The following is a 14,569-nucleotide window of genomic DNA, read 5'->3' on the forward strand; positions in this document are numbered from 1 at the left end:
GCCGATAGCCGCCCAATCAACGCTTTCTTCCGTCCTGTCGCGATTGCACGAGGGCCGCGTGACTGTCTCTTTTGGACAGTATATCGTAGCGCCGATTCGTTATCCGCTGGACCGACCCTATATCGTCGGCGGCAGCCCCAAGTATAAGGCGTCGAATGACCCCCACCATTGTCTTCGATACCTATTGGCGGTTTGCGGCAGAGCGGCTTGCGATGTTCTACCGCCGCTTGGCCGAGCCCTTTGAGCCATGCACCACGGATCCCGTTTTGAGATCCTATCGGTTCACGAACACCTATCGCGCAACCGATCGCGTCAGTCAGTACCTCATCGCGCAAGTGCAGACGCGGCCCGATCGCCCCCAAGCTCCCCGCGAGGTGTTCTTTCGCACCATGCTGTTTAAGATTTTCAATCGGATCGAGACATGGGAGGCATTGGAGCGGCGGCTTGGCCCCATCACGTGGGCGCGTCTCGATCCTGAGGCTCTTGACCGCGTGCTGGAGGACCTGCGCTGTCGGGGGCAGAGCATCTATTCGGCCGCCTACATCATGCCATCGCCGGCCTACGGCCATTCGCGTAAGCACAGCAATCATATAGCGCTGTTGCTGCAGATGATGGAGGATCGGGTTCCCGAGCGAGCTTGTCAGGCGCCGTCGCTCCAAGCCGTATACGAGCTCATTTTGAAATATCCAGGAATTGGAAAGTTCCTCGCATTTCAATACTCGATCGACCTGAACTACGCCTCGATGCTGGACTTCTCCGAGGCTGATTTTGTCGTCGCCGGTCCCGGTGCGCTCGACGGCATTTCCAAATGCTTCACGGACACCGCTGGAAAGACGCCGGAGCAGATTATTTTTTGGATGGCGGAACAGCAGGAGGCGCAGTTCAAGAGACTGGGATTGCGCTTTTCGGGTCTTTATGGGCGTCCCCTCCAGCCAATAGATTGTCAGAACGTTTTTTGCGAGATTTCAAAATATGCTCGCGTGGCACATCCCGAGATTGGTGGCGTAGCCAACCGAACACGGATCAAGCAGATCTATCGTCAAAATCTGCTGCCTCCACCAACACCGCAATTCCCCGCCCGTTGGGGATTACACGTGCCGTATCCTCCGACACCGCGCAAATCGCCTTTTTCAGCACCGTTGCAACCCTCATTATTCTAAATCTACTCGCCGCCAGAATGCTTAGAACGGAGCTCCAGGTTGATACAGCGGATGAAGGCGCGGTCTTGGGCTGCATTACAAACCACAAAGGTCCAGTTCGGACCCTTCACAACTATTGAGATGCTGTCGGTCAGACCGTAGCTGTCCGCAACGTAGGCGGAAATCTCCTGCTCAACAGGTGGCGGCAAGGAGAACTGGCCGCAGGTCTGCCATTCAACGCTAGCGGCGAAGCTATAATGAATCAGGCGGTCTGGTACCTTTATGAAGTCAGTTGGGCAGATGGAGGCGATTCTGCTCTGCGCTCTGTTCGAGGGACGCTGGCTGTGCGGGACAGAGTTTCACTATCTCGAGCGGCCCGAGAAGCTGCCGGCGCTGAAATCACTCGAGAACTGGCAGAATCCAATGCGCGAGACTTGCGACAGCTTTAAGGTCATTGGAATGCGTGGAGGCTCTGTCGCATTGATACTCGCCATCGTCTCGGGTGCGGCGCTGGCCGACGATTTTGTCGGACAGGCGAGCGTGATCGACGGCGACACGCTGGAAATGCATGGAGTGCGCATCCGGCTTTGGGGCGTCGATGCACCGGAGAGCAGCCAGCTCTGCCGCGGCGAAGACAGCTTACAGTATCGATGTGGTGCGCAAGCCGCAAATGACCTTGACGCCTTCATTGCCCGCCGTCCCGTCAATTGTGTTCCAGTCAGCCTCGACCCGTATGGCCGCACGGTGGCGACCTGCTCGGTTGGTGGTGCGGACCTCGGCGAATGGCTTGTGCACAACGGTCTTGCGTTGGATTGGCCTCAATATTCGAAGGGCAGATATCGCGAAGCTCAGCGCGAGGCCGAGCGCACCGGCCAGGGTCTCTGGAACGGCAGCTATGTGGAGCCGTGGCTCTATCGTGCATGCATCCGCGCAAGTGGAAAGCCGCCCGCCTGTTCGGACGATGCAAATGCCCATCCTTGATGAGGTCCCTGCGAGGCACCAATCCACAACGTGCATTGGCCTATCACCGCACTTGGGCCGGGTAGCTCTGGCGCGGTTTGGGCGACTCACGCTACCCATCATTCTGGACCACCTCACTGCACAATGGGAATGAAATGGTTGCAGCCACCCGTGAATTGCCGGCCTCCGGTTACGCGCTTGAAGTCGACGGCCGGCTCAAAGCCGAATTTACAACCAGAGACGGCGCCAGGGCAGGTGGCGAAGAACTGAAGAGGCGTTTTCCCATGCTTCAGATCAGGATCTATGACGCGCAGACGCATGCGCGCGAGGAAATCCAGGTCCGCTGATTCAGGTCTTGGCGGAGTTCTTCCGCTTGCGCGCGTGCGGCTTTCGCCGCACCGGGCTCTCGTGTTGGGGTGGACGGCCCCCTTCCGCCGGTCTGCGTGGCAGGATGGGGTCGTCGATGACCTCAAACGAAGGAGCCGCCCGTGGAAACGATTGTTCGTATCGGTTTGGACACGTCAAAGAGCGTATTTCAGTTGCATGGCGTTGACGGGATGGAGCAGCCGGTCTTGCGACGCAAGTTGAGACGCGGCCAGGTTCTGGCGTTCTTCGGCCGTCTGCCGCCTACGCTTGTCGCGATGGAGGCTTGCGGAGCGTCGCACTATTGGGCGAGGGAGCTGCGTTCGCTGGGGCATGAGGTGGCGATGATCCCGCCGCAATATGTCAAACCGTACGTGCAACGTGGGAAATCCGATGCGGCGGACGCCGAGGCGATTTGCGAAGCCGCGAGTCGACCGAAATTGCAGAAGAACTTCGTGCCAATCAAAAGTCCCGAGCAGCAGGGCGCACAGATGCTGACTCGTGTACGCAACCAGTTCATTGGCAGGCGCACCCAGCTCGCCAATTCGATCCGCGGCTACGCCGCAGAGTTCGGCTTTACCGCGCCCAAGGGGCTTTCAAGGCTTCCGCAATTGCTGATCGATATTAGGGCTGATGCGACAGTCCCGGACTTGGCGATGGAGTTGATAGAGGCGTTGGCTGCAGAAATGGCGCGCGTCGATGATCAAATCGTTACGCTCGACAAGAAGCTCATGCAACTCCATCGGAGCAGCGAGATGAGCCGAAGACTTGCGACCATTCCAGGAATTGGTCCGATCGGCGCGACGCTGCTGTCAATCAAGGTCGTGGATGCGCGCGGATTCAAGTCGGCAAGAAACTTTGCCGCGTGGCTTGGCCTGACGCCAAAGAATCACTCGACGGCCGGCAAGAATCGGCTCGGGGTCATCACCCGCGCCGGCGACGGCATGTTGCGAACCGTTTTGGTAGCTGGCGCGACGGCAGTGATCGCGGATATGCGACGACGCGGGAGTCGCCCTTGGTCCTGGCTGAAAGACATGATCGCTCGCAAGCCGCCAAAGCTGGTGGCGATAGCGTTAGCAAACAAGCTGGCGCGGATTGCTTGGAAACTGATGGTCAGCGGCGAACGGTACCGGCCTGCGAGCGCCGTACCGATGCCAACGCCGACATAGACTTGAACGACAAAAAGAGCTTGGCGTCAGACGGGCAGATCTGACGCTGGGGCCGGAACTTGCAGGAAAGGAAGAGGTGGTACGTTCGGCGCGAGCCGGTCATGTGAGACACTCCGCTCGGTTTACCGGCAGCAAATGCCGCTCTCGTGTTTGGAGCTCACTGTCCGCGAAGCCCATCTTGGCCAGTGGTCGCAAGACCCGATAATAGGCCGGACATATGAGCGCAAGCGATCCGAGCATGCTGCCCGAGCCAATCCTTGCAAGTCGGGGGCCGTCCACATATGAACCGAGCCGCGTAGCGTCTCGGCCGTGCGGCTTCGATCCCTCGCGCAGAATGCAGAATAATGTGTCGCTCGCCGGAGGCACTCGCTCGCGGGCCCCGCCGTCATTGCATGCCGGCGTCGCTATCACTGTCCCGCGTTCGGGTGCCTTCTTATCCGGTCTTCTCTAACTGGGGGTGGTCCGTCAAGTGCGTTCAATCCATCCTGTCGTTCCCCGCATGTTTATACCCGAGGGGTGTCAAGTCGCCGGCGAGCGCGCTTCTCTTCGAGGTCGGGTTTCCGCCTCATGATGATGTTCGTGGAAGAGTGGTGGGGCCATCTCGCGAACGCAGTCGTCAAGCCCTGCGGATTGCGCTGCAGACCGGTTACCGCCCTCACCATTCCCCGTCCTGCCGGACGCCTTGACAGCCCTTCGGCTGGACTGTTGCTGATCGTGTATTGGCTAGGCGGCCGCAGCCTGTTCTTCGTGTCCCCAGCGGAAGTCGGTGCCATCGATCCACATGCGGTGCAGGATGACGGCAAGCTTGCGAGCCACGGCGACGCAGGCATTTTTGAACGAGCTGCGCTTGGCGAGGCGCACGCCCCATGCTTTTAGCGCGAACCACCTCTTCGTATTGACCAGCAATGAATGCGCCGCCTCGTAGAGATGCTTGCGGACAAAGTCATCGCCACATCGTGTGATGCCCCCATTGTAGTCCACCTCGCCCGACGCATATTTGCGGGGCGTCAGGCCCAGATGAACGGCGACATTGCGCGATTTGGCAAAGCGCACCGGATCATCGATCGCCGTCTTGAACGCGAGCGCCGTCAGCGGCCCAACGCCTGGGGCCGTCATCAGGCGGCGACAGATCTCGTCTTTCCTGGCAAGGCCTTCGATCGTGCGGGTGAGAAGCCGAACCTGTCCTTGCAAGGCCCGCCTGGCGTCCAGCAGCGCGACAATGCCCACCTCCAGATCATCGTCTCCGGCAATCAATTCCCGCACGCGCTCCTCGAAACGGCTTTGCCCGATGAGCCCGACCTTGAACCCAAATACCCGCAACGACGCTCGAATGTGATTGTCGAGATCACGCTGCTTGTCGAGCAGGCAGCGGCGGCTTCCCATGAGCGTCCGTAGCTTCTGACTGTCTTCACCTTTGATATGGACCGCCTTGAACCAGCCGGTCCGCATCATCTGCGCCAGCGCCCGTGCGTCGTTACGGCCGGTCTTGACGCTTTGTGCTTGCATGACGCCCTTGGCGTGGCGCGTCTCGACGCAGACAACGGGGAAGCCGGCAAGCGCAAGGCCCTTGTGCAGCCAGGACGAGCACTGGCCGGCCTCGAGGCCGATGCGCGAGAATGCCAAACCGGTGTCCTTCAGCCACGAAACCAACAGTTCCGGCTGGGTGTCCGCCACGCCCTCCCGCACCACGTTGCCATCCCCATCGACGACGCAAATCGCGGTCAGCCTTAAAGACACGTCGAGTCCAGCAAAGTAGTTCATCAAGGCCTCCCTCTTATATTGTTATCAAGGGCGCTAGCGTAGCATGCGCCGCTGGGAGGACCGTCCAACCCCAGTTACCTCATCTCGCGACTGCACTCGGTCCCGGGTCCCGCCGCTACGCGTCGGCGCTATGCTGACCCTCCTGCGGGTGCCTTTTTCTCTGCCGGGCACGGCCTGCACCAGCCAACCGTCCTCTGGCTCTAAGGGGCTCCGCCCCTCGCGCGCGCCAGGGTGAAGCGCCGGCTGGTGCCGGCGCCGATCCGAGCGGTTTCCCCGGTCTTCCGCGCTTTCTCAGAGCCCCAACACCAGAAATCCTGGCAGCTTGTGCAGACCCGCTCTTCGAGCGGCCCTTTCGGGCGGGCGATCCCCCTCCGCTCGGGTCGCCCTGGCACTTGCTACCCCTGGTCTCGCCGACGGGCAGGGGCGCAGGCGCGGAGTGCGCCCTGCACCCATGAAAGCAAAGGAGATCGATCATGTCGGCCAAGCTCGTTGAACAACTCCCCGAGAACGGAACGCAAGTTCTCATTCCGCTCAACAAGCTCAAGAAGTCGCCGAAGAATGCGCGCAAGACGCCGCACAGCGATGCGGCGATCGAGGCCTACGCGGCGAGCATCGCGGCCAAGGGCATCTTGCAAAATCTGGTCGTCGAGCCAGAGGTCGATGGAGAGGGCGCGGCCACTGGTTTCTATTTCGTGACCATCGGCGAGGGCAGGCGGCTTGCCCAGCTTCTGCGGGTGAAGCGGAAGGAGATCAAGAAGACCGAGCCGATCCGCTGCATCGTCGACACCGCGAACGATCCGCACGAAATCAGCCTGGACGAGAACTTCACCCGGGAAAACATGCATCCCGCCGATCAGTTCGAGGCCTTCAAGAAGCTGGCGGAAGAACGCGGCTTCGGCGCGGAGGAAATCGCCGCCCGCTTCGGTGTGACCCCGCATGTGGTGCGTCAACGCCTGCGGCTCGGCGCGGTCTCCCCGAAACTGATTCAGGTCTATCGCGCTGGCGATCTGACGCTTGAACAGTTGATGGCCTTTGCCATTACCGATGACCATGCCCGTCAGGAGAGCGTGTATGAGCGGCTTTCTTATAACCGCGACGCCAGCACCATCCGTCGCATGCTCACCGAAACGCACGTGCCTGCTACGGACCGCCGCGCGCGCTTTGTCGGAATGGAGGCCTACACAGAGGCTGGCGGCTCGATCCTTCGTGACCTCTTCACGGAGGATCGCGGCGGCTATCTGGAAGATGTCGCGCTGCTCGATCTGCTGGTGACCGCAAAGCTTGGCCGTCAGGCCGACGCCGTGCGGGCAGCCGAAGGCTGGAAATGGACGGAAGCCCATCTTGATTTCCCGCACGCGCACGGCATGAGGCGGACCTATCCGCATTCGGTCGAGCTTTCCGCGGAAGATCAGGCCGCACTTGCAACGGCGCAGACGGCATTTGACCGACTGACGGAAGAGCATCGGGCGGCCGAGGAACTTCCTGACGACGTGGATGTGCGGTTCGGCGAGCTTGAGGCCGAAATCGAGCGGCTGGAAGCGAAGCGGCAGGCCTATGATCCTGACGACATCGCGCGCGTTGGCGCTTTCGTGATCCTCAATCACGATGGCACCATTCGGATTGAGCGCGGGTTCATCCGTCCCGCAGACGAGAAGCCCCAAGCCGAAACCGAGGAGGGGAGCGACGCGCAGGCGCCCAATGAGGGCGGCGGGACAGATGACCCGACAGCGCAGGGTGATAGAGAAGAAGTCCTTGCAGAGGAAGAGGAGGACGACCGACCGCTATCTGACCTGCTCGTTCGGGACCTCACCGCACATCGCACCTTGGGACTGCGCCTCAATCTGAGCGAACAGCCCGAAACTGCGATCTTGGCAATGACACACGCGCTCGCCGCGCAAATCTTCTATCTCGGTGCGGATGCGCATGTCGTCGGCATCCAGCCGGTCAAGACCGATTTGGCTTCGCATGCGGACGGGATCGAGGATACGCCTGCTGGCAAGGCTTGGGCGGATCGTCATGCCATTTGGGCTAGGCAGATGCCCCGGGACGTCACTGGTCTTTGGACTTTCGTGGCCGAACTCGACCATGATAGCCGCATGGCCTTGTTTGCGCATTGCACCGCATTGACCGTCAATGCGGTGAAGCTGCCGTGGGAGCGGCGGCCGCGCGCGATGGCAACAGCCGACCGGCTGGCGGAAGCCGTGTCTCTCGACATGACCGGATACTGGCGGCCGACGGTGCGCAGCTATCTGGGGCGCGTCACCAAGGCGCGTATTCTGGAGGCGGTTTGCGAAGGCGTGAGCGGTGAGGCGGCCGAGCGTATGGTGGATATGAAGAAGGTCGATATGGCGGAAGCCGTCGAACAGTTGCTGGCCGCGACCGACTGGCTGCCGTCTTTGCTCAGGACGGCCAAGCCCAAGGATCGGTCAGATGAGCCAAACGAGACGCAGAGCGGTGATGCGTATTCGCAAGCCGCAGAATGAGGATTGAGCCGGGGCCGCGCGAGCGGCCCCGGCCAGCTTAAAATTTTCGGCCGCGCGCCTGACCGGCGCGCGGTCGCTTCTTTTTGCGCACAGCGGCGATCGAAGCATGGAAGGCCCGTCACGAGCCAGACTTCGATCACTCTGATCTACGCCGTCAGCGGCAGCCGAAGGTTACTGCTCTGTCGTGCTCGCCAGTCAGCAGCAGGTGATAAGGCCGGCAGCTTTGATTGGTGTTGACCGGAGTATCGAGATCGCTGCCTGACGGATTATTCCAAGCACACCTTCGCCCCCGTACGCGGGAGTGCGATCAGGATCGCTAGCGTTTGCCGGGACGCGCCGTTTTTGCCGTTGATGCGCTGGTGTCAGCAGGTGCCCGATTGATCCGGCTGTGTCCTTGTGCTGCGTCGATGTCGGCCGTCATGGTGGTCTCCGTCAGTTCATTCATGGCGCGTCCAACGCAACCTCGAATGGGCTGATCAGGCCCGAGGGCCGGCAAGAGCCTCGATCGCCTTCCCGCAACGGCTGCGCCTGCTTTTTTCCCCTGCCGCGAAGGGGCGGCATTCCTCGCGGAAGACAAAAAAGCAGGCTATCGCCGTCCTCCGCTGTCGCTGCGGGCCTGAAGGCTGCGGGCCGATCGCTCCCCGGTCCAAGGATCGCCATCGAGGCTGCGATGGGCGCGGCCCGAGCAACAAACGGAGACCACAATGGCTACCATCGGCACCTTCACCGCTTCGGACAATGGCTACATCGGTTCGATCAAGACGCTGACCGTGAACGTCAAGGCAAAGTTCGCGGCATACGAGAAGGACAACGACAAGGCGCCCGATTACCGCATCTTCGCCGGTACGACCGAGCTCGGTGCCGCCTGGAAGAAGACCGCCCGCGAGACCGATCGCGAATACCTCTCGGTCAAGCTCGACGATCCGACCTTCCCGGCCCCGATCTACGCCTCGCTGGTGAAGGTCGAAGGCGACGAGAGCTTCGCCCTGATCTGGTCCCGCCGGAACGGCGACTGATCCCGATGAATCCTCAGCCCCGCCTCCTCGGAGGCGGGGCCCTTTTTGCATTTCTTGCGCCGCTTTGCAGGAAGAAGAGCATTTCTTCTTTGAGGAGATTGCTAAGGGCTCCGCCCTCGCGCGGGCAAGGGTGAAGCACACTTCGCGTGCCGGCCGGAGCGGTATCCCCGGTCTTCCGCGCAAAGGATCTTCATGACGACGATGTCATCAGGCGCGTGCAGACGCGCGCTCTTAGCGCGCCCTGGTCAGGCGGGTGATCCCTGTTCCAATCAGGATGCTCCTCACGGGGCTATCGTTGGCCTACGGGCTGATTTGTTGGGAGCCACCTGGTGATCCTGCGCCGTGAGCGCCCAGAGGGGACGAGTGCCCCGACGGATGAGCTGCGTTCGACGCTCCGTGGGGAGTTGCGCCATTGAGCGCCAGAACAGGGCCGGCGAAGATCGCAGCTGCCCGACTGCGAAGGAGGGAAGGGAATGAATGAAGACATAGCTGCCTACGTGGGTGTCGATTGGGCATCGGCGACACACTACGCTTACGCATTGGATGCCCAAGGCGCAAAACTCGGCCATCGTTCGTTCCAACATAGCGGTGACGGGTTGGCTGAACTGGCAGACTGGATCCAGCGCACGACGGGTGCTGAACCAGGCCGGATCGCGATTGGCATCGAGGTCCCGCATGGGCCCGTCGTCGAGAGCTTGATGGATTCGGGCTTCCTGGTTCATGCGCTAAATCCAAAGCAGCTCGATCGATTTCGAGATCGCTTCACCATGGCCGGCGCCAAGGATGATCGGCTCGACGCGTTCGTGCTCGCTGATGCTCTGCGGACCGATAGCCGTTTCTATCGATTCCTGGAGCCAGTGCATCCGACGATCATTCAGCTACGTGAGTGGTCGCGCATGACGGAGGACTTGTCTGCCGAACGCAATCGCCTGGCCAACCGCTTTCGTCATCAGCTCTGGCGCTATTTCCCGCAAATGCTTGAGCTCGCGGAAGACTGGTCGCAGCAGTGGATATTGGATCTTTGGGATCTGATCCCCACGCCGGCAAGGGCACGCGCCGTGAGGACGTCGACGATCGCAAGGCGCCTTAAGGAGAGCAGGGTAAAGAGGTGGACTGCGGACACCTTGCTCAATCATCTCCGCAGCACACCGATATCTGTTGCATCCGGTGTGACGGAGGCCTGCGTGGCGCACTGCGAGCTCATTCTAGGCCGTCTGCGGCTGGTTATGCAGCAGATGAAGCTTGCCATGAAGGAACTCGAGCGCCTGTGTTCGGCGGTGGCCGAACTTCCATCAGCGACCGGCATCGCGCATCACGCCGATCCCGAGATCTTGCGGTCGATGCCTGGAATCGGAACGATCGTCCTCGCGGCACTTCTGTCCGAAGGACACGATGCGATCGTTCGCCGAGACGCTCAGGCGCTTCGGGGATTATCGGGCGTCGTGCCCGTCACGCGACGCAGCGGTAAGCAAATTGTCGTGGTCATGAGGCAGTCTTGTCCGCACCGTCTGAGGACCGCTGTCTATCATTGGGCACGCGTTGCGGTGCTGCATGACTTCCAAACGCGCAATCGATATGCCGCCTTACGCAAGCGCGGGCATTCCCATGCTCGCGCGCTCCGATCAATCGGCAGCAGGTTGATTGGCGTTGCTTGTGCCATGCTCAGGACCGGCGAACTCTTCGACAACGGCCGACCGCCGCAGTCCGCTGCGGCCTGATCCTGTCGTCGGCGAGACGCGAAGCTTCCAAATTGCGTAGCGTCGCGACGACGACAGGCCCGGATGTAACCAGTCGTTTCTTCACATCTGCGAGCGATGACACTTGGAGTGTTGTTGCCGTGCCGGCGTTGTTTTGCGCGTCGCTGCGCTCCCGCGGCGAAGGCTTAGGGCTCCGCCCTCAGCGCGCTGCGGAGTGCCTTCCGCCCAGCTTCGGTCGCTTCTCACTGACGCGATCGGCGACAGATATCCACGCTCCCTGCAGCCGGTTCCCCGCGAAGGCACTCGCTCCGCTTGCACACCCGCTGCTCGCCGCGAGGCAGGGCTTCGAGCGCGATGTTGCGCTCTTCACCCTGCCCAAAGGTGAGAACGGGAAGCTGCAAATGTTTGAGCGAACTTGCGAGAAGAAGGCTCTTGCAAAAGGTGGGGAGTCCCCTCCGCTCCGGCCGCCCTTGCCCTTGCTACCCCAGGTCTCGCCGACGGGCAGGGTTGCAGCGCAGCGCTGCGCTTCAACCTCAGCCCATAGGAGAACGACCATGAACATGATGACTTTGTCAGAAGGCCAACAGCCTGCTTCCGGCGGCTTTCGCGTGGACGTATCGCGCGGCCAGCGGATCGGCCGCGTGTCGTCCGAGTGGTTTGCGCGACCGGATGACGAGCGGTATCTGAACCTGCCGGACCTCTATGAAGCAGTACGAGGACGGGCCGAGCGCGCGCAGGCGCGGACGGTGGAAAGCCGGACCATCCGCGTGGAGGCGAGCCGGGACAATGCTGAGCGTCTGGCCCTCACTGTGCCGGGACGTGACGAGCCGGTGGCCCCGACGCATTGGAGCTTTGGCCAGTTGTGTACGCTCGTCGGCACGCCGACATCGTATCTGCGGCAGCTTCCCGCGGCCCTGTCGGCCATCAATCTGCAACACGGCTTGCTGTCGCATCGCGCCGAGCTCGTGAAAACCTTGGAGACCGATAACGGGCGCGTCGAGCTTCGTGCTGTCACCGGGCCGGACTATGGCCGCATCTGGGATCATGAGTTGGTCGCGGCCGTCATGAAGATCGCAGGCAACGGCACCGGCGACACGCGCTGGAAAGTGCCGGGTGTGCTGGATTGGTCAACGATGACCCACAACCCCTTTGTGGACGTGACCAAGGACACGACGACGCTTTACGCCAGCGACCGCGACGTGTTCCTGTTTCTGGTCGACGACACTAACCCGATCGAGGCGGGCCGGTTGCCGGATGGATCACCGGATTTGTATTTCCGGGGATTTTACTGCTGGAACAGCGAAGTTGGCAGCAAGACACTGGGCATTGCGAGCTTTTACCTCCGGGCCGTCTGCATGAACCGCAATCTGTGGGGTGTCGAGAATTTCGAGGAGATATCGATCCGGCATTCCAAATTTGCCGCACAACGCTTTGCGCATGAAGCCGCCCCCGCGTTGACGAGCTTTGCCAAGTCGTCACCTGCGCCATTCGTCGCCGGCATTAAGGCGGCGCGCGAGCGGATCGTTGCCCGGACTGACGAGGACCGAGAGACCTTCCTCCGCAAAGGCGGGTTTTCCAAATCCGAGGCCTCGAAGATCATTGAAACTGTTCTGGGCGAGGAAAACCGCAAGCCGGAGGGGATCTTCGACTTTGTGCAGGGCATTACCGCATTTGCTCGTGGCAAGGCTCATCAGGACACGCGCCTTGAACTAGAAGGCAAGGCAAAGCGCTTGATGGAGCGTGCAATCTGACACTGTAAGCCGCGCAACCGGGAAAGGTTGCGCGGCTTCCCTCAATGCCTGGTGCACCGCCGCCGATCCGGCAAGCCGGATCGGCGGCGGCAACGCGTGTCCGCGTCCGGCGCTCGCCGGGCCTTCGGCCCGGCTCGCGAAGTCAGGCTCTACGATTGTTGAAAATGGATTCCCACGAGCCGATCACTTCCGCTTAGCGGGCTTTGATCGCTCGGCTCGCGCCTCGTCATCTGGGAGAACGAGATCGACGTGGCTGACGCCCAACGTGCTGGCGAGTTCAAACAAGGTTACGACAGTTGGATTGCGGCGGCCGCGCTCCAGGTCACTGACATATTGTTGGGTAAAGCCGGACGCTTCGGCGAATTTCTCCTGCGTGAAGCGCTTCTGCTTCCGCAGTCTTGCGAAATTCCGACCGACCAACTTGCGCATGTCCATCGGCGCAAGTTGCGGCTTTACATACTATGAGGTTTATCTCCTATAATATGTATTCAACTATCCCGTGCTGGCCCCGTCGGCGGAATACGGCTAAATTTGGACGCGTTCACCACTCTGGCGGCCAAGCGTCTAGAATCGTTGCAAGTGGATTGGAAGCCATGAAGAAGCCGCCGCTCGATCCCGACATTGCGGACGCTGCCCCCTCTGATCCGAAGCTAACGCCGTATGACGAACAGCATGTCGTCACGTACATTCGCCTTCTGCAGGCGGAGGGTGAGGGGGCGGACTGGCGTGAGGTCGCTCGAATCGTCTTACATCTCGATCCGCAGCGGGAGCCGGACCGTGCACGGACCGCATATCAGAGCCATCTTGCACGCGCCAAATGGGTGACCGAGCAGGGACGTCTTTTACGTGGCGACGGCTCAAAATAGAAAAAATCGCCGACTAGGGGCGCGCAGCCGGAATGCTTTTCTTCCGCTTACGGGTGGTCATGCTCATGCACCACGTGGTGCCAAACTAGGGGCTTCCTACAACCGCGTCGTTTATAATTATTGCGCCGCAATCCTTATTAGCTGCATGCAATGGGGCGGAAGCAATGCCTGAATTCGACTGGCGGTCGCCGGATTCGTTTAAGAGCCTAGAGAATGCCGACATCACTGAAATCGCCTGGGTAGGTCTTCGTATGAACGTGGACTACCAACGTGACTACGATGCGATCATCGTCAACAACTCAGATGGCGCGGTGACTGAGGAATTCAGGAGGAGGTGGGGCCTCTGCTTTCGCCCATGACCCGCAGGGATCGTTCCACGAGAAGACAATCTTTTGGGCGCCCGAGGTTCTCCCGACCGTCGTCCCGGTCACTGTAACCGCTTCAACGCCTGGTCAAGACCAAACGCCTCAGCCGCCGCTGGATCTTGCATCTGGTCAGGTGCGCCGTGCCGCTGACGGCTGGCATGCCGTGCTGCAATCGGTTCGGTGGAGCACCGCATCTGGTCGAAACAGCCGCTGACGGCAGGCGCTCGCTATGCGGCCGAGTTGCCGTTTGATCGCGATTTCGAGGCGCGCGCGCATGCCGCCACGCGGCTGTGGCGCGCGATGAATGGACGCGCGCCAGGGCCTCCGTTTCATCGCGTTCCCAAACAGCGGCGTGAACGACTGTGCGCAGCCCTTCGCGCGGCCGCGGCGTATCTCGCCGGCGCGACTTATCGCAGCATCGCAGAAGCTCTGTTTGGCAAGGGGCGCATCTCGGATCGAGGCTGGAAAACACACGATCTGCGCAGCCGAACCCGTCGCCTTGTACAAAGCGGCCTCGCATTTGTGCGCGGAGGCTATCGCAAGCTGCTTCGGCCAAGACGCAGAGACGAGTAGCGCCCTTGCTGGGGGGCCGCAAATCGACCCCCCGATATTCGGCATCCCCCTCCGAGATCGCGCTTCTCCATGATGACCGCACACACGCCAGCGCCGCCATGCGCGGTGCGCTGTCATCCTGGAGTTCTCAAATGCCCGATTCGACGGCCGGTCTACCTCCGCGCTTCCTGCGAACGCCGGAGGCTGCGCGTTACCTTGGCCTCTCCGGTCGCACGCTCGAGAAGCACCGCACCTACGGCACCGGACCGACCTATCGGAAGATCGGCGGACGTGTCGTCTACGCCGTAGACGATCTGAAAGCCTGGGCTGACCTCGGCGCCAAAACGTCGACGTCTGACCCGGGGAAGGGGACCGTGCTGCCGGCAAAGAAGCATCCGGTGCTGCGCCCATATGCAGGCCAGGAACGTCGCTGATCGCGGGCGAGAG

At 61.2% G+C, this 14,569-nt stretch carries 15 protein-coding genes; 12 read left to right on the forward strand and 3 right to left on the reverse strand.

The window, feature by feature from the left end:
- The first annotated feature begins 155 nt into the window (after positions 1-155).
- The 4 genes from AB7245_RS06665 to AB7245_RS06680 all read left to right on the forward strand — a co-directional run bounded on the left by AB7245_RS06665 (position 156) and on the right by AB7245_RS06680 (position 3,631).
- Positions 156-1,160 (forward strand): nucleotide kinase domain-containing protein, encoded by a 1,005-nt coding sequence (locus tag AB7245_RS06665; RefSeq protein WP_231144032.1) that lies wholly within the window; start codon positions 156-158, stop codon positions 1,158-1,160.
- 279 nt (positions 1,161-1,439) lie between these two features.
- Positions 1,440-2,120 (forward strand): thermonuclease family protein, encoded by a 681-nt coding sequence (locus tag AB7245_RS06670; protein WP_439034002.1) that lies wholly within the window; start codon positions 1,440-1,442, stop codon positions 2,118-2,120.
- A 134-nt stretch (positions 2,121-2,254) separates the two neighbouring features.
- Positions 2,255-2,446: a hypothetical protein gene (locus AB7245_RS06675; protein WP_439034003.1), complete on the forward strand. Its 192-nt coding sequence runs from the start codon at positions 2,255-2,257 to the stop codon at positions 2,444-2,446.
- A gap of 141 nt (positions 2,447-2,587) precedes the next feature.
- A complete protein-coding gene (locus AB7245_RS06680) occupies positions 2,588-3,631 on the forward strand; it encodes an IS110 family transposase (protein ID WP_007594558.1) in 1,044 nt (347 codons plus the stop codon).
- Positions 3,632-4,354: 723 nt separating this feature from the next.
- Here the strand turns inward: AB7245_RS06680 and AB7245_RS06685 are convergent.
- Complete coding sequence (locus AB7245_RS06685) at positions 4,355-5,392, reverse strand: IS110 family transposase (RefSeq protein WP_439034004.1); 1,038 nt, start codon at positions 5,390-5,392, stop codon at positions 4,355-4,357.
- Positions 5,393-5,865: 473 nt separating this feature from the next.
- Between AB7245_RS06685 and AB7245_RS06690 the strand changes: the two genes are divergently transcribed.
- On the forward strand, positions 5,866-7,875 hold the full coding sequence (locus tag AB7245_RS06690) for a ParB/RepB/Spo0J family partition protein (protein WP_439034005.1): 2,010 nt from the start codon (positions 5,866-5,868) through the stop codon (positions 7,873-7,875).
- Between the two features lie 316 nt (positions 7,876-8,191).
- Here the strand turns inward: AB7245_RS06690 and AB7245_RS06695 are convergent, their stop codons facing one another.
- Positions 8,192-8,320 carry a hypothetical protein gene (locus AB7245_RS06695; protein ID WP_439034006.1) on the reverse strand — a complete coding sequence of 43 codons (129 nt, stop codon included), beginning with the start codon at positions 8,318-8,320 and terminating at the stop codon, positions 8,192-8,194.
- A gap of 259 nt (positions 8,321-8,579) precedes the next feature.
- Between AB7245_RS06695 and AB7245_RS06700 the strand changes: the two genes are divergently transcribed.
- From AB7245_RS06700 to AB7245_RS06710, 3 genes are all read left to right on the forward strand, one after another.
- Positions 8,580-8,891, forward strand: coding sequence for a DUF736 domain-containing protein (locus AB7245_RS06700; protein ID WP_439034007.1), 312 nt, complete (start codon positions 8,580-8,582; stop codon positions 8,889-8,891).
- A gap of 473 nt (positions 8,892-9,364) precedes the next feature.
- Positions 9,365-10,609: an IS110 family transposase gene (locus AB7245_RS06705; protein ID WP_439034008.1), complete on the forward strand. Its 1,245-nt coding sequence runs from the start codon at positions 9,365-9,367 to the stop codon at positions 10,607-10,609.
- A gap of 539 nt (positions 10,610-11,148) precedes the next feature.
- Complete coding sequence (locus AB7245_RS06710) at positions 11,149-12,339, forward strand: DUF932 domain-containing protein (RefSeq protein WP_439035709.1); 1,191 nt, start codon at positions 11,149-11,151, stop codon at positions 12,337-12,339.
- 183 nt (positions 12,340-12,522) lie between these two features.
- Here the strand turns inward: AB7245_RS06710 and AB7245_RS06715 are convergent, their stop codons facing one another.
- Positions 12,523-12,774, reverse strand: coding sequence for a helix-turn-helix domain-containing protein (locus AB7245_RS06715; protein WP_439034009.1), 252 nt, complete (start codon positions 12,772-12,774; stop codon positions 12,523-12,525).
- 158 nt (positions 12,775-12,932) lie between these two features.
- Between AB7245_RS06715 and AB7245_RS06720 the strand changes: the two genes are divergently transcribed.
- The 4 genes from AB7245_RS06720 to AB7245_RS06735 all read left to right on the forward strand — a co-directional run bounded on the left by AB7245_RS06720 (position 12,933) and on the right by AB7245_RS06735 (position 14,556).
- Positions 12,933-13,205 (forward strand): DUF2285 domain-containing protein, encoded by a 273-nt coding sequence (locus AB7245_RS06720; RefSeq protein WP_439034010.1) that lies wholly within the window; start codon positions 12,933-12,935, stop codon positions 13,203-13,205.
- A 164-nt stretch (positions 13,206-13,369) separates the two neighbouring features.
- Positions 13,370-13,564, forward strand: coding sequence for a transcriptional regulator domain-containing protein (locus AB7245_RS06725; protein WP_439034011.1), 195 nt, complete (start codon positions 13,370-13,372; stop codon positions 13,562-13,564).
- Between the two features lie 186 nt (positions 13,565-13,750).
- Positions 13,751-14,143 (forward strand): DUF2285 domain-containing protein, encoded by a 393-nt coding sequence (locus AB7245_RS06730; RefSeq protein WP_439034012.1) that lies wholly within the window; start codon positions 13,751-13,753, stop codon positions 14,141-14,143.
- Positions 14,144-14,274: 131 nt separating this feature from the next.
- Positions 14,275-14,556 carry a helix-turn-helix transcriptional regulator gene (locus AB7245_RS06735; RefSeq protein WP_018454787.1) on the forward strand — a complete coding sequence of 94 codons (282 nt, stop codon included), beginning with the start codon at positions 14,275-14,277 and terminating at the stop codon, positions 14,554-14,556.
- Positions 14,557-14,569: the final 13 nt, after the last annotated feature.

Origin of the sequence: Bradyrhizobium sp. 604_D8_N2_3 (assembly GCF_051810765.1) — a bacterium.
Classification (GTDB): domain Bacteria; phylum Pseudomonadota; class Alphaproteobacteria; order Rhizobiales; family Xanthobacteraceae; genus Bradyrhizobium; species Bradyrhizobium barranii.

Bases quoted from the DNA above. Each gene is read 5' to 3' on its own strand.
- AB7245_RS06695 (WP_439034006.1), bottom strand. From the start codon at position 8,320: ATGAATGAACTGACGGAGACCACCATGACGGCCGACATCGACGCAGCA.
- AB7245_RS06725 (WP_439034011.1), top strand. From the start codon at position 13,370: ATGCCTGAATTCGACTGGCGGTCGCCGGATTCGTTTAAGAGCCTAGAG.
- AB7245_RS06705 (WP_439034008.1), top strand. From the start codon at position 9,365: ATGAATGAAGACATAGCTGCCTACGTGGGTGTCGATTGGGCATCGGCG.
- AB7245_RS06665 (WP_231144032.1), top strand. From the start codon at position 156: ATGACCCCCACCATTGTCTTCGATACCTATTGGCGGTTTGCGGCAGAG.
- AB7245_RS06685 (WP_439034004.1), bottom strand. From the start codon at position 5,392: ATGAACTACTTTGCTGGACTCGACGTGTCTTTAAGGCTGACCGCGATT.
- AB7245_RS06690 (WP_439034005.1), top strand. From the start codon at position 5,866: ATGTCGGCCAAGCTCGTTGAACAACTCCCCGAGAACGGAACGCAAGTT.
- AB7245_RS06720 (WP_439034010.1), top strand. From the start codon at position 12,933: ATGAAGAAGCCGCCGCTCGATCCCGACATTGCGGACGCTGCCCCCTCT.
- AB7245_RS06700 (WP_439034007.1), top strand. From the start codon at position 8,580: ATGGCTACCATCGGCACCTTCACCGCTTCGGACAATGGCTACATCGGT.
- AB7245_RS06735 (WP_018454787.1), top strand. From the start codon at position 14,275: ATGCCCGATTCGACGGCCGGTCTACCTCCGCGCTTCCTGCGAACGCCG.
- AB7245_RS06715 (WP_439034009.1), bottom strand. From the start codon at position 12,774: ATGGACATGCGCAAGTTGGTCGGTCGGAATTTCGCAAGACTGCGGAAG.
- AB7245_RS06710 (WP_439035709.1), top strand. From the start codon at position 11,149: ATGATGACTTTGTCAGAAGGCCAACAGCCTGCTTCCGGCGGCTTTCGC.
- AB7245_RS06675 (WP_439034003.1), top strand. From the start codon at position 2,255: ATGGTTGCAGCCACCCGTGAATTGCCGGCCTCCGGTTACGCGCTTGAA.
- AB7245_RS06670 (WP_439034002.1), top strand. From the start codon at position 1,440: ATGGAGGCGATTCTGCTCTGCGCTCTGTTCGAGGGACGCTGGCTGTGC.